This window comes from Kaistia sp. UC242_56 (assembly GCF_044452255.1).
GTDB classification, from domain to species: domain Bacteria; phylum Pseudomonadota; class Alphaproteobacteria; order Rhizobiales; family Kaistiaceae; genus Kaistia; species Kaistia defluvii_A.
The window spans coordinates 873,376-896,965 of sequence record NZ_JBIOAN010000002.1; the positions used below are offsets into that span (position 1 = coordinate 873,376).

At 65.6% G+C, this 23,590-nt stretch carries 18 protein-coding genes and 1 pseudogene; 14 read left to right on the forward strand and 5 right to left on the reverse strand.

Features of this window, described 5'->3' with window-relative positions; translation table 11 throughout:
* The first annotated feature begins 11 nt into the window (after nucleotides 1–11).
* Both ACHMWQ_RS06830 and preA read left to right on the forward strand, forming a co-directional pair.
* Entirely contained in the window at nucleotides 12–1,370 is a 1,359-nt protein-coding gene (locus ACHMWQ_RS06830) for an NAD(P)-dependent oxidoreductase (protein WP_396306856.1), read from the forward strand.
* A 9-nt stretch (nucleotides 1,371–1,379) separates the two neighbouring features.
* The gene (preA, locus tag ACHMWQ_RS06835) at nucleotides 1,380–2,702 is read left to right on the forward strand and encodes an NAD-dependent dihydropyrimidine dehydrogenase subunit PreA (RefSeq protein WP_396306857.1); all 1,323 of its coding nucleotides are present in this window, start codon (nucleotides 1,380–1,382) and stop codon (nucleotides 2,700–2,702) included.
* Between the two features lie 118 nt (nucleotides 2,703–2,820).
* On the opposite strand, the gene ACHMWQ_RS06840 is transcribed toward preA, so the two are convergent.
* A complete protein-coding gene (locus tag ACHMWQ_RS06840; protein ID WP_354551817.1) occupies nucleotides 2,821–3,468 on the reverse strand; it encodes a TetR family transcriptional regulator C-terminal domain-containing protein in 648 nt (215 codons plus the stop codon).
* Nucleotides 3,469–3,627: 159 nt separating this feature from the next.
* On the reverse strand, nucleotides 3,628–4,191 hold the full coding sequence (locus ACHMWQ_RS06845) for a cupin domain-containing protein (RefSeq protein WP_354551818.1): 564 nt from the start codon (nucleotides 4,189–4,191) through the stop codon (nucleotides 3,628–3,630).
* Between the two features lie 122 nt (nucleotides 4,192–4,313).
* Here ACHMWQ_RS06845 and ACHMWQ_RS06850 point away from each other — a divergent pair, with 122 nt between their 5' ends.
* The 5 genes from ACHMWQ_RS06850 to ACHMWQ_RS06870 all read left to right on the forward strand — a co-directional run bounded on the left by ACHMWQ_RS06850 (nucleotide 4,314) and on the right by ACHMWQ_RS06870 (nucleotide 11,035).
* Nucleotides 4,314–5,636 carry an aspartate aminotransferase family protein gene (locus tag ACHMWQ_RS06850; protein WP_396306858.1) on the forward strand — a complete coding sequence of 441 codons (1,323 nt, stop codon included), beginning with the start codon at nucleotides 4,314–4,316 and terminating at the stop codon, nucleotides 5,634–5,636.
* Between the two features lie 17 nt (nucleotides 5,637–5,653).
* Nucleotides 5,654–7,162 (forward strand): CoA-acylating methylmalonate-semialdehyde dehydrogenase, encoded by a 1,509-nt coding sequence (locus tag ACHMWQ_RS06855; protein ID WP_396306859.1) that lies wholly within the window; start codon nucleotides 5,654–5,656, stop codon nucleotides 7,160–7,162.
* Nucleotides 7,163–7,317: 155 nt separating this feature from the next.
* A complete protein-coding gene (locus ACHMWQ_RS06860; RefSeq protein ID WP_396306860.1) occupies nucleotides 7,318–8,568 on the forward strand; it encodes a Zn-dependent hydrolase in 1,251 nt (416 codons plus the stop codon).
* Nucleotides 8,569–8,730: 162 nt separating this feature from the next.
* A complete protein-coding gene (gene hydA, locus ACHMWQ_RS06865; protein WP_396306861.1) occupies nucleotides 8,731–10,188 on the forward strand; it encodes a dihydropyrimidinase in 1,458 nt (485 codons plus the stop codon).
* Between the two features lie 7 nt (nucleotides 10,189–10,195).
* Nucleotides 10,196–11,035 carry an ABC transporter ATP-binding protein gene (locus ACHMWQ_RS06870; protein ID WP_396306862.1) on the forward strand — a complete coding sequence of 280 codons (840 nt, stop codon included), beginning with the start codon at nucleotides 10,196–10,198 and terminating at the stop codon, nucleotides 11,033–11,035.
* Nucleotides 11,036–11,102: 67 nt separating this feature from the next.
* On the opposite strand, the gene ACHMWQ_RS06875 is transcribed toward ACHMWQ_RS06870, so the two are convergent.
* Complete coding sequence (locus tag ACHMWQ_RS06875) at nucleotides 11,103–11,522, reverse strand: cupin domain-containing protein (protein WP_396306863.1); 420 nt, start codon at nucleotides 11,520–11,522, stop codon at nucleotides 11,103–11,105.
* Nucleotides 11,523–11,590: 68 nt separating this feature from the next.
* On the opposite strand from ACHMWQ_RS06875, the gene ACHMWQ_RS06880 reads away from it, so the two are divergent.
* From ACHMWQ_RS06880 to ACHMWQ_RS06895, 4 genes are all read left to right on the forward strand, one after another.
* On the forward strand, nucleotides 11,591–12,523 hold the full coding sequence (locus ACHMWQ_RS06880; RefSeq protein WP_396306864.1) for an ABC transporter permease: 933 nt from the start codon (nucleotides 11,591–11,593) through the stop codon (nucleotides 12,521–12,523).
* Between the two features lie 253 nt (nucleotides 12,524–12,776).
* Nucleotides 12,777–13,910: an ABC transporter permease gene (locus ACHMWQ_RS06885; protein WP_396309407.1), complete on the forward strand. Its 1,134-nt coding sequence runs from the start codon at nucleotides 12,777–12,779 to the stop codon at nucleotides 13,908–13,910.
* 36 nt (nucleotides 13,911–13,946) lie between these two features.
* On the forward strand, nucleotides 13,947–14,945 hold the full coding sequence (locus tag ACHMWQ_RS06890; RefSeq protein WP_396306865.1) for an ABC transporter substrate-binding protein: 999 nt from the start codon (nucleotides 13,947–13,949) through the stop codon (nucleotides 14,943–14,945).
* A gap of 421 nt (nucleotides 14,946–15,366) precedes the next feature.
* A complete protein-coding gene (locus ACHMWQ_RS06895) occupies nucleotides 15,367–16,989 on the forward strand; it encodes an arylsulfatase (protein ID WP_396306866.1) in 1,623 nt (540 codons plus the stop codon).
* On the opposite strand, the gene ACHMWQ_RS06900 is transcribed toward ACHMWQ_RS06895, so the two are convergent.
* On the reverse strand, nucleotides 16,990–17,739 hold the full coding sequence (locus tag ACHMWQ_RS06900; protein WP_396306867.1) for an ArsR/SmtB family transcription factor: 750 nt from the start codon (nucleotides 17,737–17,739) through the stop codon (nucleotides 16,990–16,992).
* 101 nt (nucleotides 17,740–17,840) lie between these two features.
* A complete protein-coding gene (locus tag ACHMWQ_RS06905; protein ID WP_396306868.1) occupies nucleotides 17,841–19,391 on the reverse strand; it encodes a hypothetical protein in 1,551 nt (516 codons plus the stop codon).
* Between the two features lie 109 nt (nucleotides 19,392–19,500).
* Between ACHMWQ_RS06905 and cysQ the strand changes: the two genes are divergently transcribed.
* The 3 genes and pseudogenes from cysQ to cysN all read left to right on the forward strand — a co-directional run bounded on the left by cysQ (nucleotide 19,501) and on the right by cysN (nucleotide 23,302).
* Nucleotides 19,501–20,313: a 3'(2'),5'-bisphosphate nucleotidase CysQ gene (cysQ, locus tag ACHMWQ_RS06910; RefSeq protein WP_396306869.1), complete on the forward strand. Its 813-nt coding sequence runs from the start codon at nucleotides 19,501–19,503 to the stop codon at nucleotides 20,311–20,313.
* Between the two features lie 154 nt (nucleotides 20,314–20,467).
* Entirely contained in the window at nucleotides 20,468–21,391 is a 924-nt protein-coding gene (gene cysD / locus ACHMWQ_RS06915) for a sulfate adenylyltransferase subunit CysD (protein ID WP_396306870.1), read from the forward strand.
* Nucleotides 21,391–23,302 (forward strand): annotated as a pseudogene (gene cysN, locus ACHMWQ_RS06920) (sulfate adenylyltransferase subunit CysN). Before cysD ends, cysN begins: the two are co-directional and overlap by 1 nt.
* The last annotated feature ends 288 nt before the right edge of the window (nucleotides 23,303–23,590 follow it).

The window sequence follows — 23,590 nt, forward strand, 5'->3', positions numbered from 1 at the left end:
GGGATTAGCGCATGCCGTCGCATCTGCCGGGCATCGCATCGGGCCGTCTTGCGCCCGACGAATATGCCGCCAATTTTCTCGATATCCATCCGCCGCTCGACCACCACCAAGCCGTGGTCGAGGCGGATCGCTGCTATTTCTGTTATGACGCGCCCTGCGTGAAGGCGTGTCCGACCTCGATCGACATACCGCTCTTCATCCGCCAGATCATGACCGACAATCCGATCGGCTCGGCCGAGACGATCCTGTCGCAGAACATTCTGGGCGGCATGTGCGCCCGCGTCTGCCCGACCGAAACGCTGTGCGAGGAAGCCTGCGTTCGCGAGGAAGCGGAAGGTAAGCCGGTCAAGATCGGCCTTCTGCAGCGCTATGCGACCGACGTGCTGATGGAAGAGCAGGGCGAGCAGCCATTTGCCCGCGCCCCCTCCACGGGCAAGCGCGTCGCCGTGGTCGGCGCCGGGCCTGCCGGCCTTGCGGCCGCCCATCGCCTCGCCATGCATGGCCACGACGTCGTCATCTATGATGCGCGTCCCAAGGCCGGCGGCCTCAACGAATATGGCATCGCCGCCTACAAGGCGCCGGACGATTTCGCCCAGAAGGAAGTCGACTTCGTGCTGTCGATCGGCGGCATCACCGTCGAGCATGGCAAGGCGATCGGCCGCGACGTCGAGCTGTCGGACCTGCGCAACAGCTATGATGCCGTGTTCCTCGGCATGGGCCTTGCCGGCGTCAACGCACTCGGCCTCGAAAACGAGGAGCTCGCCGGCGTCGCCGATGCGGTCGACTATATCGCCGAGCTTCGCCAGGCGACTGATCTCTCGACCTTGCCGGTCGGCGCCCGTGTCGTCGTGGTGGGCGGTGGCATGACGGCCATCGACGTCGCCGTGCAATCGAAGCGCCTCGGCGCCCGGGACGTGACCGTCGTCTATCGGCGCGGCCAGGAGAAAATGGGCGCTTCGGGCTATGAGCAGGATCTTGCCCAGACCGACGGCGTGGTCATCCGCCACAACGCCAAGCCGAGCCGTCTCCTGACAGAGGATGGCCGCGTCGCGGCGATCGAGTTCGAGGAGACGGTCGAGCAGGCCGGCCGGCTGGTCGGCACCGGCGTCACCTTCACGCTGCCCGCCGACACCGTGTTCAAGGCGATCGGCCAGACCCTCGTTCCCGCAGCTTTGAACGGATCGGCCGAGACGATCGCGCTGGATGGTGGCAAGATCCGCGTCGACGACGAGCGACGCACGACGCTTCCCGGCGTCTGGGCCGGCGGGGATTGCGCCGCCACCGGAGAAGATCTGACGGTCGCTGCCGTCGCCGACGGCCGCATCGCCGCCGAGTCCATCCATCGCGCGCTCTCGTCTGTCGCGGCCTAGGAGGAACCCATGGCCAATCTCGCGTCCAGTTTCGTCGGCATCAAGTCGCCCAATCCGTTCTGGCTGGCCTCCGCGCCGCCGACCGACAAGGCCTATAACGTCATCCGCGCCTTCAAGGATGGCTGGGGCGGCGTCGTCTGGAAGACGCTCGGCACCGATCCGCCGGTCGTCAACGTCTCCGGCCCGCGCTATGGCGCGATCCACTCCAACGACCGCCGGCTGATCGGCCTCAACAATATCGAGCTGATCACCGATCGCCCCCTCGACGTCAATCTGCGCGAGATCAAGGAGGTCAAGCGCGACTGGCCGGATCGGGCGCTGGTCGTGTCGCTGATGGTTCCCTGCGAGGAGCACTACTGGAAGGACATCCTCGCCAAGGTCGAGGACACGGAGGCGGATGGCGTCGAGCTGAATTTCGGCTGCCCGCACGGCATGAGCGAGCGCGGCATGGGCGCCGCCGTCGGCCAGGTGCCGGAATATGTCGAAATGGTCACGCGCTGGTGCAAGCAGCACACGCGCATGCCGGTCATCGTCAAGCTGACGCCCAATATTTCCGACATCCGTACCTCGGCTCGCGCCGCGCATAATGGCGGCGCCGACGCCGTGTCGCTCATCAACACCATCAATTCGATCATCGGCGTCGACATCGACAATTTCGCGCCGATCCCGACGGTCGACGGCAAGGGCAGCCATGGCGGCTATTGCGGCCCGGCGGTGAAGCCGATCGCCCTCAACATGACGGCCGAGATCGCCCGCGATCCGCAGACCCGCGAACTGCCGATCTCCGGCATTGGCGGCATCACGACCTGGCGCGACGCGGTCGAGTTCATGGCGCTCGGCGCCGGCAATGTGCAGGTCTGCACCGCCGCCATGACCTATGGCTTCCGCATCGTGCAGGAGATGATCACCGGCCTGTCCGAATACATGGAAAAGCACGGCTTCACCTCGGTGGACGAGATCGTCGGCCGCGCGGTCGGCAATGTCACCGACTGGAAGTATCTGAACCTGAACTATGTGGCCAAGGCGAAGATCGACCAGGATGCCTGCATCAAGTGCGGCCGCTGCCACATCGCCTGCGAGGACACCTCGCACCAGGCGATCACCTCGATGCTCGATGGTAAGCGCCATTTCGAGGTGATCGACGCCGAATGCGTCGGCTGCAATCTCTGCGTCAATGTCTGCCCGGTCGAGAACTGCATCACGATGGAGCAGATGGTCGACGGCGTCGATCCGCGCACCGGCTACGCCATCACCGGCGAATATGCCAACTGGACGACGCACAAGAACAACCCGATGGCCGCTCCCGTCGCGGTCGTTGAGCCCGCCGAATAGGAACGCAACCCTCTCCCGCGTGCCGCGCGGGAGGGGGACTTCCTATGTCGGGCGTCTGTTTGAGAGCGGCGGCGTAAGCCTCTTTCACCTGTTGGGGAATGAGCCGGGCCTTACTGCTTCAGCTGCGGAAAATGCCCTTGAGGAACAGGTCCTCGAGCGTCCGCGTCGCCGTCGCGAAGTGGCGGTTGTCATCGGTCTCGTCGCCCAGCATGGCGCGGACCTGAACATCGAAATCCGCGTAATGCTGCGTCGTCGCCCAGATCATGAACAAAAGATGGTAGGGATCGATCGGCGCCAGGCGACCTTCGTCGATCCAGCGCCGGATCACCTCCGCCTTGCTGTCGACGAGGGTCTTCAGCCGGCTGTTCAGAATGGTCCCCATCACCGGCGCGCCCTGCAGGATTTCCATGGCGTAGAGCCGCGACGCCTTCGGGTTGTCGCGCGAGATCTCCAGCTTGCGGTCGATATAGGCGCGGATCTCGGTCGCTGGGTCATCGCCGTCGCCGAGCGACTCCAGCGGCTGCAGCCAGAGCTCCAGCGTCCGGCGCAGGATGGCGAGATAGATGTCGTCCTTGCGGCGGAAATAATAGAGCAGGTTCGGCTTGGTCATGCCCGCCAGCTCGGCGATCTGGTCGACCGTCGCGCCGCGAAAGCCGTAGCTCGAGAAGATCTCCAGCGCCGCGTCGAGGATGCGCTCCTCGTTTTCTTCCTGGATGCGGGTCCGCTTCTTCGTTTGGCCGGCGCGGGCGGTGTTGGCAGGTGTCATGGTGGTGGCCGATTTTCCCGTTGGTTCTGCGTGGCGCGCCCGACCACCCGGCAAGTTCCGGCCTTCCTTCGCGGAGCGTCGCGACGCCGACTTGCCATCCCCACTCGACTTTCGGTCGATTCTAGCCCGACTTCAATGGTTTCGCCTTTGGCGCGGCGGCTAGAAGCTCGGCGGCGTGCAGGCCGAGACGAGTTCCAGATCCTCATCGCCGATATTCTTGAAGGCGTGCGGCTTGCGGCTGTCGAAGAAATAGGCGTCGCCCGGATTGAGCTCGTAGCGGGCGCCGTCCACTTCCAGTCCCATGCGGCCGCGAATGATCAGCCCGGCTTCCTCGCCCTGGTGCGACAGCATCGCCTTGCCCGAAACCGCGCCCGGCTTGTAGCGCTCATGGATCATCTGCAGCGAGCGTCCTTCCAGATTGCTGCCGACCTGGCGGAACGAGATCTTGCCGCCCGCGATCTCCTTCAGCTCCGAGGCGCGGAACACCACCTGCTCGACCGTCGGCTTCGCTTCGGCGAAGAACTCGGACAGGCTGAACGGTATGCCCGACAGGATCTGCCGGAGGCCCGAGACCGAGGGGCTCATCCGGTTCGCCTCGACCATCGACACGGTCGCGTTGGAGACCCCGGCGCGCTTGGCCAGCGCGCGCTGCGAAAGGCCGTGCCGCACGCGCAGTTCGCGCAGCCGGGCGCCCACGTCGACATCGAAATTCGAAGCGTTCATCCGTTCACTATAAAGAACATTCTTAACGGTCGCAACGAATTGACCGGCCCATACCCTGCGGATACGTTCATAAAAATGATCGGCCGTACAGGGAAGTCGGCCGTATGAGGACCCCCGAAAAAATGACCAGCGCGCAGTATTCGAACAACCTCGAAGCCTTCTGGATGCCGTTCACGGCCAATCGCCAGTTCAAGCAGAATCCGCGCATGCTCGTCGCTGCGAAGGACATGCACTACACTTCGGCGGATGGCCGGCAGATCCTGGACGGCACGGCGGGCCTCTGGTGCGTGAACGCCGGCCACGGCCGTCCCAAGATCGTCGAGGCGGTGTCGAAGCAGGTCGCGGAACTCGACTATGCGCCCGCCTTCCAGATGGGCCACCCCAAGGCCTTCGAGCTGGCGGCGCGTCTCGCGGCGATGATGCCGAAGCCGCTCGACCATGTGTTCTTCACCAATTCGGGCTCGGAATCGGTCGATACCGCGCTGAAGATCGCGCTCGCCTATCATCGCGCCAAGGGCAACGGCACCAAGTATCGCCTGCTCGGTCGTGAGCGTGGCTATCATGGCGTCGGCTTCGGCGGGATCTCGGTCGGCGGCATCTCCGGCAACCGCAAGACTTTCGGCACCATGCTGACCGGCGTCGATCACATCCGTCACACGCATGACCTGGCGCACAACGCCTTCACGCGCGGCCAGCCGGAATATGGCGCCGATTTCGCCGACGATCTGGAAAAGGTCATCGCGCTGCATGACGCGTCCAACATCGCGGCGCTGATCGTCGAGCCGGTCGCCTGCTCCACAGGCGTGCTGGTGCCGCCGAAGGGCTATCTGAAGCGCCTGCGCGAGATCTGCGACAAGCACGACATCCTGCTGATTTTCGACGAGGTCATAACGGGCTTCGGCCGTCTCGGCACCCCCTTCGCCGTCGATTATTTCGACGTCATCCCGGACCTCGTCACCACCGCCAAGGGCCTGACCAGCGGCGTCGTGCCGATGGGCGCCGTGTTCGCGTCGAGCAAGATCTACGAAGCCTTCATGAATGCGCCGGAGAACACGATCGAGCTGTTCCACGGCTACACCTATTCGGCCCATCCGGTGGCCTGCGCCGCGGCGCTCGCCACGCTCGACGTCTATGCCGAGGAAGGCCTGCTCACCCGCGTCTCCGAGATCGCGCAATATTGGGAAGACGGCCTGCACAGCCTGAAGGGCCTGCCGCATGTCATCGATATCCGCAATCTCGGCCTGATCGGCGCGATCGAGCTGGAGCCCATCCCGGGCGCGCCGACCAAGCGCGCCTTCCAGGCTTTCCTGAAGGCCTATGAGAGCAATCTGATGGTCCGCACGACCGGCGACATCATCGCCCTGTCGCCGCCGCTGATCATCGAGAAGAGCCAGATCGACGAGATCTTCGATACGCTTTCGAGCTTGCTGAAGCAGATCGACTGAGGCTCGTGGAGGAAACCATGGACGCCATCGCCTTGAATACCATCACCAATCTTGTCGGGGGCAAGCCGTCGCCCTCGACCTCGACCCGCAGCCAGCCGGTATACAATCCCGCGACCGGCGAGCCTTCGGCGACGCTGCCGCTTTCGACCGCGGCCGAGCTCGACGCCGCCGTTGCCTCGGCCAAGGCGGCGTTTCCGGCCTGGGCCGACACGCCGCCGATGAAGCGCGCCCGCGTGATGTTCAAGTTCAAGGACCTGCTGGAACAGAACGCCGACCGGATCGCGCGCGCCATCTCGGCCGAGCACGGCAAGACCCATGACGATGCACTCGGAGAAGTGCAGCGCGGCCTCGAAGTCGTCGAGTTCGCCTGCGGTATCCCGCATCTGCTCAAGGGCGAATATTCGAAGAATGTCGGTCCGGCGATCGATACCTATTCCGATCGCCAGGCGCTCGGCGTCGTCGCCGGCATCACGCCGTTCAACTTCCCCTGCATGGTGCCGCTCTGGATGTATCCGGTGGCGATCGCCTGCGGCAACACCTTCATCCTGAAGCCGTCGGAGCGCGATCCGGGCGCCGCCATGCTGGTGGCGGAACTCCTCCATGAGGCGGGCCTGCCGGCCGGCGTGCTCAACGTCGTGCATGGCGACAAGGAAGTCGTCGACGCGATCCTGCACCATCCCGACATCAAGGCCGTCTCCTTCGTCGGTTCGACGCCGATCGCGCGATATGTTTATGCGACCGGAACGGCGGCCGGAAAGCGCGTCCAGGCGCTGGGCGGCGCCAAGAACCACATGGTGGTCATGCCGGACGCCGACATGGACAAGGTCGCCGATGCGCTCATGGGGGCCGGCTATGGTTCGGCCGGCGAGCGCTGCATGGCCGTGTCCGTGGCGGTTCCCGTCGGCCAGAAGACGGCGGACGCGCTGATCGAGACGCTGGCGCCGCGCGTACGCGCGCTGAAGATCGGCCCGGCGACCGACCGCGACGCCGAGATGGGGCCGCTGGTCACGAAGCAGCACATGGAAAAGGTGCTCGGCTATATCGACAAGGGCGTGGCCGAAGGCGCCAAGCTGGTCGTCGACGGCCGCGGCTTCAAGCTGCAGGGCTACGAGAACGGCTACTTCGTCGGTGGCACGCTTTTTGATCATGTGGACAAGGACATGACGATCTACCGCGAGGAGATCTTCGGTCCCGTGCTCTCCGTGCTCCGGGCGAACTCCTATGCCGATGCCCTCGAACTCATCAATGCCCACGAATTCGGCAATGGCACCGCGATCTTCACCCGCGATGGCGACGCCGCGCGCTCCTTCGCCGACAAGGTCGAGGCCGGCATGGTCGGCATCAACGTGCCGATCCCGGTCCCCGTCGCCTATCATTCCTTCGGCGGCTGGAAGCGGTCTATCTTCGGCGATCATGCCATCTACGGACCGGAGGGCGTCCATTTCTACACCCGTCTGAAGACGGTGACGACGCGCTGGCCGGACGGGATCAAGTCCGGCGCGGTCTTCAATTTCCCGACGATGTGACGCTAAGGTGTTGTCGGGACAGAATCTTGTTGCCGCGATCCCCGCTTGGCCGGGGACGCATCCGGCCGGCGCTTCTTCCGGCTGGATGCAACGCGGGAATGTCCCGGCTCTGCCCGTAATGACGGCTGAAAGCCTTCCTGTAGAGAGATGAACGCATGACTGGCCCGACCGACAATCTCCGCATCAATGGCGAGCGCCTTTGGGAAAGCTTGATGGAGATGGCCAAGGTCGGGCCGGGAATTGCCGGCGGCAACAACCGCCAGACGCTGACCGACGCCGATGCCGAGGGCCGCGACCTTTTCAAGTCCTGGTGCGAGGCGGCCGGCATGACGCTGGGCGTCGACAAGATGGGCAGCATGTTCGCCGTCCGTCCCGGCACGGATCCCGACGCGCTGCCGGTCTATATGGGCAGCCATCTCGATACCCAGCCGACTGGCGGCAAGTATGACGGCGTGCTGGGTGTCCTGGCGGGGCTGGAGGTGGTCCGCAGCCTCAACGATCTCGGCATCCGGACCAGGCATCCGGTCGCCATCGCCAACTGGACCAATGAGGAGGGCGCGCGCTTCGCTCCCGCCATGCTGGCCTCCGGCGTGTTCGCCGGCGCGCTGACGCTCGATTACGCCTATGAGCGCCGGGATCCCGAGGGCAAGACCTTCGGCGACGAGCTGAAGAGGATCGGCTGGGTCGGTGACGAGGAAGTCGGCGCCCGCAAGATGCACGCCTACTTCGAATATCACATCGAGCAGGGCCCGATCCTCGAGGCCGAGTCGAAGCAGATCGGCGTCGTCACCCACTGCCAGGGCCTCTGGTGGCTGGAAGTGACGCTGACCGGCCGCGAGGCGCATACCGGTTCGACGCCGATGAACCTCCGCGTCAATGCCGGCCTCGCCATGGCGCGCATTCTCGAGATGGTCCAGACCGTCGCGATGGACAACCAGCCGGGCGCCGTGGGCGGCGTCGGCCAAGTCAATTTCACGCCCAATTCGCGCAACGTGCTGCCGGGCAAGGTGGTTTTCACCATCGACATCCGCACCCCCGACTTGGCCAAGCTGAATGCCATGCGCGCCCGCATCGAAGCGGAAGCCGCCAAGATCGCCGATGCGCTGGGCGTCGGCTGCGCCATCGAGGCCGTCGGCCATTTCGACCCCGTCACCTTCGATCCGATCCTGGTCGGGCGCGTGCGCAGCGCGGCGGAACGGCTCGGCTACAGCCACAAGGATATCATTTCCGGCGCGGGCCACGATGCGTGCTGGACCTCCAAGGTCGCGCCGACCACGATGATCATGTGCCCCTGTGTCGGCGGCCTGTCGCATAATGAGGCCGAGGAAATTAGTCCGGAATGGGCGTCGGCCGGCGCCGACGTGCTGTTCCACGCCGTGCTGGAGACTGCCGAGATCGCCGGCTAGCGCGTTTTCGAGCGAAGTGGATTCCGGTTCGCGTGAAGAAAACGCGACCAGTCAGGGCGTTAGAGCCTTTCGCCGTTCAACGAAACGGCGAAAGGCTCTAACCTCCGGCACAAGAACAAAAGGGCTGGCAAAGTCGGCCGAGATACCAGAGGGAATTACGCTATGTCGACGGTTATCAAGGGCGGAACGATCGTGGCGGCGGACCGCAGCTACGAAGCCGACATCCTCATCGAAGGCGAGACCATCCAGGCGATCGGGCCGGGTCTCTCCGGCGATACGGTCGTCGATGCGTCGGGCGCCTACATCATCCCCGGCGGCATCGATCCGCATACCCATCTGGAAATGCCCTTCATGGGCACGACGGCGGCCGAAACCTGGGAAAGCGGCACCTTCGCCGCCCTTTCCGGCGGCACCACCACCGTGGTCGATTTCGTCATTCCGGGCGAAGCCGGCATGCTGGCGGCGCTGGAGGAATGGGAAGGTCGCGCCACGCGGCAGGCGTCCTCCGACTATTCCTACCACATGTGCGTCACCGGCTGGTCGCAGAAGCATTTTGACGACATGGCCAAGGTGGTCGATCGCGGCATCAACACTTTCAAGCACTTCATGGCCTATAAGGGTGCGCTGATGGTGAATGACGACGAGATGTTTGCGTCGTTCCAGCGCTGCGCGGCGCTGGGCGCGCTGCCGCTCGTCCATGCCGAGAACGGGGACATCGTCGCCGCCCTGCAGCAGAAATACATGGCCGAAGGCACCACGGGACCGGAAGGCCACGCCTTCTCGCGGCCGCCGGAAGTCGAGGGCGAGGCGACCAACCGCGCCATCATGATCGCCGACGCGGCCGGCGTGCCGGTCTACATCGTGCATGTCTCCTGCGAGCAGAGCCACGAGGCGATCCGCCGGGCCCGGCAGAAGGGCATGCGCGTCTATGGCGAGCCGCTGATCCAGCATTTGACGCTCGACGAAAGCGAGTATTTCAACCGCGACTGGGACTATGCCGCCCGCCGCGTGATGTCGCCGCCCTTCCGCAACAAGATCCACCAGGACAGTCTCTGGGCCGGTCTTGCCGCCGGCTCGCTGCAGGTGGTCGCCACCGACCACTGCGCCTTCACCACCGAGCAGAAGCGCTTCGGCCTCGGCAATTTCGCCAAGATCCCGAACGGCACCGGCGGCGTCGAGGACCGGCTCTCCGTGCTCTGGACCAAGGGCGTCGAGACGGGCCGGCTGACGCCGAACGAGTTCGTCGCCGCGACCTCGACCAACATCGCGCAGATCCTCAACATCTACCCGCAGAAGGGCGCGATCCTGCCGGGCTCGGATGCCGATCTCGTCGTCTGGGATCCGAAGCTGTCGAAGACGATTTCCGCAGCCAATCAGAAATCCATCATCGATTACAATGTCTTCGAGGGTTTCACGGTCAACGGTATGTCGCGCTATACGCTGTCGCGCGGCGAGATCGTCTGGGCGGACGGGCAGAATTCGCAGCCCCAGCCCGGCCGTGGCAAGTTCATCAAGCGCAAGCCGTTCCCGGCGGTCAACGCCGCCCTTTCGAAGTGGAAGGAAGTCACGGCGCCGCGCGCCGTGACCCGCTCGCCCGAGCATATGCCGATCGGCGTTTGAGGCGGGGATGAGCGCCGTGTTCCAGCCTTTCGAGGAGAGAGCCGACGGTCAGCCAGCAGCCGGGAACGCCGCATCCGTCATCGATATCCGTGGGCTTTCGCTCACTTTCGAGACGAATGACGGGCCGGTCCAGGCGCTGTCCAACATCGATCTCGATGTGAAGCGGGGCGATTTCGTCTCGTTCATCGGGCCATCGGGTTGCGGGAAGACCACGCTGCTCCGGGTCATTGCCGATCTCGAGCAGCCGACCGGCGGGTCAATCACGGTCAATGGCGTGTCGCCGGAGGAGGCGCGGCAGGCCCGCGCCTATGGCTATGTGTTTCAGGCGGCAGCGCTTTATCCCTGGCGCACCATCGCCAGGAACGTCGCTCTGCCGCTCGAGATCATGGGCCTGCCCAGGGCTGAGCGGGAGCGGCGGATCGCCGACAATCTCGCTCTGGTCAATCTGGCCGGCTTCGAGAAGAAATATCCCTGGCAGCTTTCCGGCGGCATGCAGCAGCGCGCCTCGATCGCCCGCGCGCTCGCGGTCGAGCCCGAGCTTCTGCTCATGGACGAACCCTTTGGCGCGCTTGACGAAATCGTCCGGGACCACCTCAACGAACAGCTGCTGAAGCTCTGGGCGAAGACGCAGAAAACCGTCGTCTTCGTCACCCATTCGATCCCCGAGGCCGTCTTCCTCTCGACCAAGATCGTCGTGATGTCGCCGCGTCCCGGCCGGGTTACCGACATCATCGATTGCGGCTTTCCCCGCGACCGGACGCTCGACATCCGCGAGACGCCGGAATTCCTGGAGGTCGCCGCCCGCGTCCGCAACGGTCTCCGGGCGGGGCACTCCTATGAGGACTGACGTCGCGCGCACCGCCGGGGAGGGGGGTAACACGCACCCGGCGCGTTACCCATCCGTTACCCTTCCGTCAGCGCGGCACCAGCCTTTCCAGCTCCGGCAGCAGCACGACGCTTTCCTGCTCGTTCGGATCGGTGCGGGCGATGACCGCGACGCAGGGTTCGGTGCCCCGGTTGGCGGCGAGATGCGGCATGTCGGCGGGGATGTAGAACATCTCCCCGGCCTTGACGACGACATGGCTCTCCAGCCGCTCGCCGAACCAGGTCTCGGCCTCGCCGGCGATCACGTAGATCGCGGTCTCGTGGTGCTCATGCTTGTGGGCGCTGGCGCGGCCGCCGGGCGGAATGGTGAGCAGCACCATGCACAGGCCGGTCGAGCCGACCGACTGGGCGGAGATGCCCTCGAGATAGGAAAAGCCCTGCTTGCCGGCATAGGCCTCGTTGGGTCGGATGATCCGGCAGGTCGGCCGGGTTGCGGTCGTGGTGCTCATCTGGGTTTCCCTCGGCTGGCGGCGTCCTTGCCCCATGGTAGCGCAAGATATGGGGAGAGGCTCGCGGCATGACCACGCTCGCCGTTCCCGCGCCTCGCCCGCTGAAGAAGCCCGGCCAGCTGTTTCCGGTGATGGTCGTCGTCGTCGCCATCCTCGCCATCTGGTATGTCGGCGCGTTTTTCCTGAATGCCCAGCTGGCGCGCGACGTCTTCGCCCGCCAGAAGGTCGAGCCGACCCTCGGCCAGATGATCGGCGCCACCTATTCGATGGAGCGGCCGCTGCTGCCGGCGCCGCACCAGGTCGCGACCGAGCTCTGGAAGAGCACGACCGGCTACGCCATCAACTCCAAGCGCAGCCTCGTCTATCACGGCTGGGTGACGCTCTCGGCGACCCTCGCCGGCTTCGTCATCGGCACGCTGCTCGGCCTGCTGCTCGCCGTCGGCATCGTGCATGTCTCGAGCCTCGACAAGAGCCTGATGCCCTGGGTCGTCGCCTCGCAGACCATCCCCATCGTCGCGATCGCGCCGATGATCGTCGTGGTCGGCTACAACCTCATGAACGGCCAGCTCGGCCTCTCGACCGATACGTCGCGCTTCCTCGCCAAGGCGATGATCTCGACCTACCTGTCTTTCTTCCCGATCACGGTCGGCATGGTGAAGGGGCTGCGCTCGCCCGATCCGATGCATCTCGATCTGATGCGGACCTATTCGGCGACGGGCTGGCAGGCCTTCTGGAAGCTGCGGTTCCCGGCCTCGCTGCCTTACCTTTTCACCTCGATGCAGATCGCCATCGCGATCAGCCTGGTCGGCGCCATTGTCGGCGAACTGCCGACCGGCGCGGCGGCGGGCCTCGGCGCGCGGCTGTTGGCCGGCTCGTATTATGGCCAGACGGTGCAGATCTGGGCGGCGCTTCTCGCCGCCTCGATCCTCGCCGCCGTGCTGGTAGCGATCGTCGGCTATGCCAACCGCCTCGTCGTGCGGCGCATGGGGATGGCGCGATGAACGATAGCCTCCGCCAAACCCGCGCAAGCAAGACCCTCACCCAACCCTCTCCCGCAAGCGGGCGAGGGCTTTTTCGAGCCGGATGGAGCGCGGATCGCTCCCTCGCCCGCTTGCGGGAGAGGGCGGGGGTGAGGGGCTTTCTTTCCTTCACCCAAACCGCCCGCCAGTTCGAAGCAAGCAAGACCCTCACCCAACCCTCTCGCGCCAACGGGAGAGGGCTTACTGAGCACGCGGAGGGCCGGTCATGAGGGCGATGGGCGCCACCCACCAGCGCGGGCATCTCCAGCCCTGGATCGCCTTTCTCGGCCTGTTCGCAGCCGTCGGCCTGCCGCTGGATTCCGCCGATAGTTGGCGGCTGCTGCCGCGCGAGGGCGCCTTTGGCTGGGTTGTGATCCTTCTCCTGGCGGCCGCTGCCTATGCCGCGGTCAAGGCGGAGCGCAGCCCCGTCACGGCCATCCTGCTGGCGCTGGCCTCCTGCGCCGGCGCCTGGGCGGCGCTCGCCATCCTGCCCGGCCTTGCCGGCCATACGGGCCCCGGCTTCTGGGCCTTGCTGCTCACGGCCTGGCTCCTTGCCTGGGCGCTGGTGTCGCAACTCGCCGCCATCAAGCCGCGCGCAGGCCCGGCCGGCTTCGCGCTCAAGCTCGCCATACCGCTGATCTTCGGCGCGTGGCTGCTGGTCTTCTGGCAGGTGATCGTCATCGCCCTCCAGGTGCCGTTCGTGCTGATCCCGCCACCCTCGGCGATCTGGAGCAAGCTGATCTCGTCGATCCCGATCCTTGCCGCCGATTTCCGCCAGACCTTCCTGAAGGCGGTGATCGCCGGCTATGTGCTCGGCTGTGGCTCCGGCTTTCTCGTCGCCATCCTGGTCGACCGCGTTCCCTTCCTGCAGCGCGGCCTGCTGCCGGTCGGCAATCTGGTCTCCGCGCTGCCGATCATCGGCATCGCGCCGATCATGGTCATGTGGTTCGGCTTCGACTGGCCGTCCAAGGCGGCGGTGGTCGTGGTGGCGACCTTCTTCCCCATGCTGGTCAATACCGTCACGGGCCTTGCCGCCTCGCAGCCGATGCAGCGCGACCTGATGCGCACCTATGCCGCGAATTATTGGCAGTCTCTCTTCAAGCTCCGGCTTCCCGAGGCGCTGCCCTTCATATTCAATGCACTCAAGATCAATTCGACACTCGCCCTGATCGCGGCCATCGTGGCCGAGTTCTTCGGAACGCCGATCGTGGGCATGGGATTCCGTATCTCCACCGAAGTCGGGCGCATGAACATCGACATGGTGTGGGCGGAAATCGCGGTGGCGGCGCTCGCCGGCTCCGTCTTCTACGGGGTGATCGCGCTCATCGAGCGCGCCTCGACCTTCTGGCATCCGTCCTTCCGCACCTGAGGGCGGGGCCAGCTAACGAAGAACCTGGAGGGGTCAATGAAGAAGCTTATGATTGGAGCGCTCGCGATCGCGGCGGGGCTCATGACCAGCGTCTCGGCCCATGCGGCCGATGCGTTGACGCTGCAGCTGAAATGGGTCCCGCAGGCCCAGTTCGCCGGCTACTATGTCGCCAAGGAGAAGGGCTTCTACGACGAGGAAGGCCTCGACGTGACGATCAAGCCGGGCGGTCCCGACATCGCCCCCGAGCAGGTGATCGCCGGCGGCGGCGCCGATATCATCACCACCTGGATGCCGGCGGCGCTGGCTTCCCGCGAAAAGGGCGTGCCGCTCGTCAACATCGCCCAGCCCTTCAAGAAGTCGGGCATGATGCTGACCTGCCGCAAGGAAACCGGCATCAAGTCGCCGGACGACTTCAAGGGCAAGACGCTCGGCGTCTGGTTCTTCGGCAACGAATATCCCTTCCTCGCCTGGATGGCCAAGCTCGGCCTTTCGACCGAGGGCGGCGCCAACGGCGTCACCGTGCTGAAGCAGGGCTTCAACGTCGACCCGCTGATCCAGAAGCAGGCCGATTGCATTTCGACCATGACCTATAACGAGTTCGGCCAGGTGCTGGACGCGGGCATTCCGGAGAGCGAACTGATCGTCTTCAAGTATGAGGACCAGGGCGTCGCGACGCTGGAAGACGGCCTCTATGTCATGGAAGACAAGCTGAAGGATCCGGCCTTCGTCGAGAAGATGGCGAAGTTCGTCCGCGCTTCGATGAAGGGCTGGGCCTATGCCCGCGACAATACCGATGAAGCCGCCAAGATCGTTCTGGAGAACGACGACACCGGCGCGCAGACCGAAGCCCACCAGAAGTTCATGATGGGCGAGGTCAACAAGCTGACCGAAGGCACGACCGGCGCGCTGGACGAGGCCGACTACAAGCGCACCGTGGCGACTCTGCTGGCAGCCGGTGGTGAATCGCCCGTCATCACCAAGGAGCCGACCGGCGCCTGGACACATGCCGTGACCGATGCGGCGGGCCTGAAGTAAGCGGGCTGCACAACGCCGGATCCCCAAGCCACAGGCTTGGTACATGCCAAACGCAAGCGGGCGCCTTCGGGCGCCCGTTTTTCGTTCCGGGGAGGCTTCGACGGCATGCGAGACATCTGGCGACCGCGTCGCCATTGCCTGAATCGCCGAGCCTCGAGCAAGAACTCGTCTGCGAGAGCCTTAGCTTTGTGCCGGCGCCCCGGGAAACCAAGCGGGGCCGCACGTCCATCGGACTTTCCTGGCGCAAGAATTGATGAAATCGATGGAAGCGTCGAAAATAGGTTGTAAGTAATACGATGCGATTACTTATCGTCGGCAAGACTCTGTCGAAGATGTGATCGCATTCAAGTTTACAGGGGCCGATGAAAGCATAGGTTGTCCTCCGCCGTTGAACCTGCGGCGACTTTGCGGGAGGAGTGCCATGCGAGTTTCATCGAGACGAAAAGCTGCGAGGAGCCTGCTTCTGGGAGCGGCCATGGGCATGATGCTGCCCGCCCTGCCGGCCCAGGCGCAATCCGCCAAACCGAACATCATCGTGATCATGGGCGACGATATCGGCTGGAGCAATATCGGCGTCTACAATCAGGGCATCATGGCCGGGCGAACGCCCAACCTGGACACCCTGGCCAATGAGGGCATGCGCTTCACCGACTATTACGCCGAGGCGAGCTGCACGGCGGGCCGCGCCAACTTCATCACGGGGGAACTGCCCATTCGCACCGGCATGACGACGGTGGGCCAGGCGGGGTCGCCCATCGGTCTTCCCGCCGAGGCGCCGACCATTGCGACGGCGCTGAAGAGCATGGGCTATGCCACCGGTCAGTTCGGCAAGAACCATCTGGGCGACCTGAACGAGTTCCTGCCCACGGTGCACGGTTTCGATGAGTTCTTCGGCTACCTCTATCATCTCGACGCGATGGAGGACCCGGCCCATCCCAACTATCCGCAGGAACTGCTGAACGTCGTCGGGCCGCGCAATATGGTCCACTCCTGGGCGACCAGCGAGGATGACCCGACCGTGCTGCCCCGCTGGGGCAAGGTGGGCATGCAGCGGATCGAGGACGCCGGCCCGCTTCATCCCAAGCGCATGGAAACGGTCGATGACGAGATCCTCGCTAATACGCTCAAATTCATCGACGGCGCGAAGAGCAACAACAAGCCGTTTTTCGTCTGGCTCAATCCGACCCGCATGCATGTCGTGACGCATCTCTCGCCGAAATACGAGGCGTTGCGGAATTCCAAGAATGGCTGGTCGGAGCAGGAAGCCGGCATGGCCCAGCTCGACGATGTCGTCGGCTCCGTGATGCAGCATCTGAAGCAGTCGGGCCTGGACGACAACACCATCGTCGTCTTCACCACCGACAACGGGGCCGAGAACTTCACCTGGCCGGATGGCGGGCAGACGCCCTTCGCGGGCGGCAAGGGCACGGCGCTGGAAGGCGGCTTCCGCGTTCCGGCGATCATCCGCTGGCCGGGCAAGGTGCCGGCGGGCAAGGTCGAAAACGGCATCGTTTCCGGGCTCGACTGGTTCCCGACTTTCCTCGCCGCCGCCGGCAATCCGGACATCAAGGCGCAGCTGATGAAGGGGCAGGATCTCGGCGGCCGCAATTACAAGGTCCATCTCGACGGCTACAACCAGATGGACCTGATCACCGGCAAGGGCCCGTCCAACCGGCATGAGATCTTCTACCTGACCGAGAGCACGCTTTCGGCGGTTCGCATCGACGATTACAAATATCGCTTCACGGATCAGCCGAATGGCTGGCTTGGCGCGACCCAGAAGGTCGATTGGCCGATCCTGACCAATCTCCGCCTCGATCCCTATGAGCGGACGGGCATTTCCGACGGCAAGAGCGGATCGCTCTCCTATTACAACTGGTTCGTCTACCAGTTCTGGCGGTTCGTCTTCGTCCAGCAGGAAGTCGCCAAGGCCGCGCAGAGCTTCATCGATTATCCGCCGATGCAGAAGGGCGCCAGCTTCAACATGTCGGCCGTGAAGGCGCAGATCGAAGCCGCGATCGCCGCTCAGGCCCCCGGCAAGTAGTCACGCCGGCGTGAAGCCGAAGCGTTCCTGAAATCCGGTCACGCCCATGGGCGTGACCGCGATCGCGCGGCTGTCCTTGATCCGCTCGATCCAGCCGCGCTCGAGCAGGTGCCGGCAGAGCTCGGCGCCGAGCCGGCCGGCCAGATGATGGCGGCGCTCGCTCCAGTCGAGGCAGGTCCGGCAGAGCGGGCGCGAGCCCTTGTCGAGAGTCCTGGCGACCGGAGCGCCAAAGGCGTTTGCCTGGGCGCTGCCCGATTTCCGGTTCAGATCGATGCCGAAATCGCACAGGAAGCGGTCGCCCTCCGGCGTCACCAGCCCCGCGCCATCGGCGAGCCTCACATGGCCGCGCGCCACCAGGCTGTCGGCGATGGCGACGCCGAGGCGGCCGGCGAGATGATCGTAGCAAGTGCGCGCCGCACGCATCGCCTCGTCGCGCGGCCCGGTCGGGCGGTGTCGCTTCGGGCCGTCGGCGACCAGCGACATCAGCGCTTCCAGCGCCTCGGCCACGGCGGGCGTCGCCAGCCGGTAATAGCGGTGGCGGCCCTGCTTCTCGACGGCGAGGATGTTTGCCTCGGTCAGCTTGGCGAGGTGGCCGCTGGTGGTCGGCGCGCCGACGCCGGCATGGAAGGCGAGTTCGCCGGCCGAAAGCGCCCGCCCGTCCATCAGCGCGGACAGCATGTTGGCGCGGGCGACGTCGCCGATCAGGGCGGCGATCTCTGCAAGCGTGGTGCCGGAGACGAGGTTGCTCATGCGCCCAGCATAGGCCGAGCCGCGCAGCCGGTCATCGAAGGACGTTTCGGCGGCGGCCGAAATATCTTGACCTCTCCCGCAGGGAGAGGTGAAGAGCGTCTTCACTCAACCCGAGTGCAGCCCTGCATCGCCGGCGGAATGAGCCTGGCGTCCCGGGCGACCATCACCAACTGCACATCGCCGAGCGGGAAGGCGCAGACGGTGGCGTCCCTGGCGATCGCCGCCGGGATCGTCTGGTAGGCGCCGAGGACGAGGAAGGCGATCGGCCGGTCCGCCGCCTTGGCCCAGAGCGTGGCGATCGGGTCGGTATCGGGGTCGAGCGTGTCGAAGGCGAGATGGTCGGACGCCGGGGCGTAGTGGCGCAGCGCCTTTTCGATCGGCGGCGCATCGGCCAGGATTGTCGTGTCGCGTACTCCCTTTTCGTGCAGCAGCGCGGCGACCGGGCGCCAGTCGAATTTGCGCGGCGAGACCAGCATGTCGAGCGCCTGCAGCAGCAGCCCGGCGCCGAGCAGCGCCAGCGTGGCGCCGACGGCAAGCCGCATGCCTCGGTCCGCCAGCAGGGCGGCGACGCCGGCGGCGGCCAGCAGGATCGCGGCCGGCAGCATTCCGATCAGGTAGCGCCCGGCGCTGGCGGAGAAGGCGCCGAGCGCGAGGAAGACCAGCGGCGTCAGGAAGGCCGAGACGGCGAGCATCCGGTGCGGCGCGCGCTGGCGGTTGGCGATCAGGCCGATCGCCATCAGCGCCAGCAGGGCGAGCGCCAGCGGCGCGGTCCATTCCTCCGGCAGGAAGCGGTGCAGGTCGCGCGGCACGGCCAGGCCATAGGTCTCGCCGAATGCCTCGCGGATGCGGAACGCCGACGGAATCCGGCTCTGCCATTTCATCAGCCCGACCGGCTTGGCCGCCTGGTCGAGGATGGCGGGAAGCAGGCACAGCGCGGCGGCGAGGATGGCGGCCCAGGTCACGGCGATATGCCGGAACCAGAGCCGCTTCTCGGCCGGTTCGAACCGGCGGAAGCCGCAGGCAAGCAAGCCGAGGTGCTGCATGGCGACCGAGACGATGCCGGCCGGCATAGCCAGCGCCGCGCCGATGGTGCCGATCGTGGCGAGGATTGCCTGCCGGCGCGACGTGGCGCGCCGGGTGAGCAGCCCGATCTGGCCGGTGATGGCGAGTGCGATGAAGGCGAGCATCAGCGCGTAGGGCCGCGCCTCCTGGCCATACTGGATCAGCGCCGGATAAAGCGCGTAGAGAATCGCCGCCGCGACGGCGCCGATCCCTCCGGCAAGCCGGAGCGCCACCAGCGCGATGAGGCCGCCCGCGAGGCTGTCGAGGATGGCGGAGGGCAGGCGCAGCGAGAATTCGTCGGCGCCGGCCAGCCCCAGCATCTTCAGCAGCGCGAAATAGGTCGGGAAATGGCCGTTGGCGAGCCGGTCGGCGACGAGGTCCCGCCAGGAGCCGGCGATGACGTCGGCGGTGATCGTCTCGTCGAACCAGAGCGCCAGATGCCCCAGCGTCGACAGCCGGATGACCAGGCAGAGCGCGAAGGCGGCGAGAAAGACGGGGAGGGGGGCCAGCACGAAGGTTTTGCGCGCGAGATGGCCAGGGGTCGGCGGCGAAGTGGCGATGTCGGTGTCCTCTTGGGTCGGCGCGATCATGGCGTCGGCGCGGCCGGCTGGCAATCGCGACCGCGCTTGCCGCTTGTCGAAGGCCGCGCATCGGGCTACGAGCCGCGGAGACTTTCCTTCGCCAGCCCAGCGAGATCCGATGCCCGCGCTCGACGACGCCCTCTACGAAGCCCTGATCGCGACGACGATCGCCGCCGGCCGTGTCGTCATGCAGGTCTATGACGGCGCCTTCGCGGTCGAGCACAAGGGCGATGCCTCGCCGGTGACCGAGGCGGACAAGCAGGCCGAGATCGTCATCCTCGCCGATCTGGCGCGCCTGACGCCGGAGATCCCGGTGGTGGCGGAGGAATCCTGCGCCGAGGGGCGCATCCCGACCGTCGGCGGCTTGTTCTTCCTGGTCGATCCCGTCGACGGCACGCGCGAATTCATCAGCCGCAACGGCGATTTCACGGTCAATATCGGCCTGGTCGAGAATGGCGTGCCGGTGCTCGGCCTCGTCTATGCGCCGGCGCGGGGCGATCTCTATGCCGGCCGGATCGGCCTTGGCGCCGAGCATCTCTCCATCGTCGATTTCGAGGTCTCGGTCCGCCGGAGCATCCAGGTTGCCGATCCCGCGCAAAGTCCGCCGCGAATTCTTGCCAGCCGCTCGCACCGCACGCCCGAGACGGATGATTTCATCGCCCGCTTCCCGGGCGCGTCGCTGGTCGCGGCGGGATCGTCGCTCAAATTCTGCCTGATGGCGGCCGGCGAGGCCGATCTCTATCCGCGCATGGGGCCGACCATGCAGTGGGATACGGCGGCGGGCGATGCGGTGCTGCGGGCGGCCGGCGGCGCGGTCGAGACGGTCGGCGGCGCGGCGCTCACCTATGGCCCCGGCCCTGGCGAGGGCGTGCGGGCCTATGCCAATCCGTGGTTCGTGGCCCGCGGCGCAAGGGTTGGATCCGGGCCTTAGACGACTAATTCGATCTAGTTTACTGAAATCAGGTTGCGGGATTCGGCCCGATCGCGGCACGGATCACGGCATCCGCGTGGATATACGGCATCCCCGTTGCTTGAGGCGAAGGCCCCCGGCAGACTAGGTTTCGGCTCCAGTCCGGAGTTCCCCGATGTCGCCACGCCCCCCATCGCCGCATGCCCCGTCGCATCTTCGCCGCCTCGAAGCCGAGGCGATCTTCATCATGCGCGAGGTCGTGGCGAATTTCGAAAATCCCGTGATGCTCTATTCGATCGGCAAGGATTCGTCGGTCATGCTGCATCTGGCGATGAAGGCCTTCTATCCGGCCAAGCCGCCCTTCGCGCTGCTGCATGTCGATACGACGTGGAAGTTCCGCGAGATGATCGCGTTTCGCGACGAGACGGTGAAGCGGCTGGGGCTGGAGCTTCGCGTCCATACCAACCAGCAGGGCAAGGCGGCCGGGATAAATCCGTTCGATCACGGCTCGTCCAACTATACCCAGGTGATGAAGACCGAGGCGCTGAAGCAGGCGCTCGACGCCGGCGGCTATGACGCGGCCTTTGGCGGCGCCCGCCGCGACGAGGAGAAGAGCCGCGCCAAGGAGCGCATCTTCTCCTTCCGCTCGGCCAATCACGGCTGGGACCCGAAGAACCAGCGGCCCGAGCTCTGGTCGCTCTACAACACCCGCATCCAGCCCGGCGAGACGATCCGCGTCTTCCCGCTGTCGAACTGGACCGAGCTCGACATCTGGCAATACATCCTCGCCGAGGAGATCCCGATCGTGCCGCTCTACCTCTCGGCCGAGCGGCCGGTGGTCGAGCGCAATGGCCAGCTGATCATGGTGGATGACAGCCGGATGCGGCTCCTACCCGGCGAAGTCCCGCAGAACCGCCGCGTCCGCTTCCGCACGCTCGGCTGCTATCCGCTGACGGCGGCGGTCGAATCCGACGCCGACACCCTGCCCGAAATCGTCCGCGAAATGTTCCTCGCCACCACGTCCGAGCGCCAGGGTCGGCTGATCGACCATGACGAATCCGGCTCGATGGAGAAGAAGAAGCGCGAGGGATATTTCTAATGGCCGAGATCTTTTCCGCCCATGCCGTCGCTCCCGATGACGGCGCCAGCTTCCTCGCCGCGTCGGACGACAAGGGCATTTTGCGCTTCCTGACCTGCGGCAGCGTCGACGACGGCAAGTCGACCCTGATCGGCCGGCTGCTGTTCGACACCAAGAAGCTGTTCGAGGACCAGCTGGTCACGCTCGAAAAGGATTCGAAGAAGTTCGGCACCGTCGGCGACGACATGGATCTGGCGCTGCTGGTCGACGGCCTCGAGGCCGAGCGCGAGCAGGGCATCACGATCGACGTCGCCTATCGCTTCTTCGCCACCGACAAGCGCAAGTTCATCGTCGCCGATACGCCCGGTCACGAGCAATATACCCGCAACATGGCGACCGGCGCCTCGACGGCCGATCTCGCGGTGCTGCTCATCGATGCGCGAAAAGGGGATCCTGACCCAGACGCGCCGCCACGCCACCATCGCCTCGCTGCTCGGCATCCGCCATGTCGTGCTGGCGATCAACAAGATCGACCTCGTCGGCTTCGATCGCGGCGTCTATGACGCCATCGTCGCCGCCTTCGACGCGGATGCCGCCCATTATGGCTTCGCCAGCCGCGTCGCGATCCCGCTGTCGGCCCGCCATGGCGACAATGTCAGCGCGCTCAGCCCGAACACCGACTGGTATCGCGGCCCGACGCTGATCGAGCATCTGGAAAATGTCGAGCTGGAACCCGGCATCGACCGGCCGTTCCGTTTTCCCGTCCAATGGGTCAACCGGCCGGACCTGACCTTCCGCGGCTATGCCGGCACGATCGCCAGCGGCACGGTGCGTCCGGGCGACGAACTGGTCGTGGCGCGCTCGGGCCAGGTGGCGAAAATCGAGCGCATCGTTACGCATGATGGCGACCTCGCCGTCGCCGGCACCGACGAGGCCGTGACGCTGACGCTCGACCGCGAGATCGATGTTTCGCGCGGCGACGTTCTCGTGGCGGCCGAGGCGCGGTCGGAGGTTTCCGACCAGCTCGCCGCCCATCTGATCTGGATGGCCGAGGAGCCGATGCTGCCCGGGCGACCCTATCTGATGAAGATCGGCACGCGCACGGTCGGCGCGGCGGTGACGGAGCTGAAGCACCGGGTCGAGGCGGACACGCTGAAGCCGCTCGCCGCCAAGACGCTGGCGCTGAACGACATCGGCTTCGCGAACCTCTCGCTGGCCGAGCCGATCGCCTTCGACGCCTACGAGGACAATCGCGCCACCGGCGCCTTCATCCTGATCGACCGCTTCACCAACCAGACGGTCGCGGCCGGCATGATCCGCTTCGGCCTGCGCCGGGCCACCAACATCCATCGCCAGGCGCTCGATATCGATAAGGCGGCGCGCAGTGCCGCCAAGGGCCAGAAGCCAGGCATCCTCTGGTTCACCGGCCTTTCGGGCGCGGGCAAGTCGACCATCGCCAATCTGGTGGAGAAGAAGCTGCACCTGATGGGGCGGCACACCTACCTGCTGGATGGCGACAATGTCCGCCATGGCTTGAACCGCGATCTCGGCTTCACCGACGCCGACCGGGTGGAAAACATCCGCCGCGTTGCCGAGACGGCGAAACTGTTCGTCGACGCCGGGTTGATCGTGCTGGTCTCGTTCATCTCGCCCTTCCGCTCGGAGCGCCAGCTGGCGCGCGACCTGGTGGAGGAGGGCGAGTTCATCGAGATCTTCGTCGACACGCCGCTTTCGGTCGCCGAGGAGCGCGACGTGAAGGGCCTCTACAAGAAGGCGCGCGAGGGGCTGATCAAGAACTTCACCGGCATCGACAGCCCCTACGAGGCGCCGCTCGCCGCCGACATTCACCTCGACACGACCTCGGGCGACAGCGAACAGCTCGCCGATGAGATCGTCGCCTACCTGGTGGCAAAGGGCTATTCGGCGGGGTAGCCCCGCCGGGTGGCCTTCCCCCCGCTCCCCGGGAGAGGTGAGGGAAACGTCTCGAAGATACCCATGCAAATGGCGGGGGCAGGAAAGTCCGTCGCCCCGGCGTAGGCCGGGGCCCATGAACAACGGCCGCGCAAATCCTGGCGAATTGTCTGGTGCAAGACGGAGTGTCTGGATCCCGGCCTTCGCCGGGATGACGGCGAGGTCGGATCGTCGTGTGGAGTTCCTCTCACCCCTTGGACAATCTCGGCCATTATCCTGAGGTGCTTCGCGCAGCGAAGCCTCGAAGGA